General features: G+C 62.0%; 1 pseudogene. It reads right to left on the bottom strand.

The annotated features are described in order from the left end of the window. Positions 1-271: pseudogene (locus RAD10_RS41900) on the bottom strand (sugar phosphate isomerase/epimerase family protein); the annotation flags it as partial.

Genomic DNA, 271 nt, shown 5'->3' with positions numbered 1-271 from the left:
GGATCAGGGTTGGTGAAGGCGCCCTTGCGGAAATGCTTGGTGTACATCTCGGGCGTGATGCCGATGACGCCGAGCTTGTTGCGATCAAGCGCTGCCTTGATCTGCTCGTTGGAGAAGTTGCCGCCGAAGAACGGCCAGTTGAGATCGACCACCGACAGGTCGCGCACCTGGCCGGCAAGATCGATGGCTTCGATCACGTCGCGCGGTTCGCCATAGCCGTCGGTGGCGTAGCGGTCGACATAGGTCGCAAAGTGCCAGATGCCGGCGCCGA

This window comes from Bradyrhizobium sp. 23AC, assembly GCF_054863025.1.
This window is presented reverse-complemented; position numbering and strand designations above follow the sequence as displayed.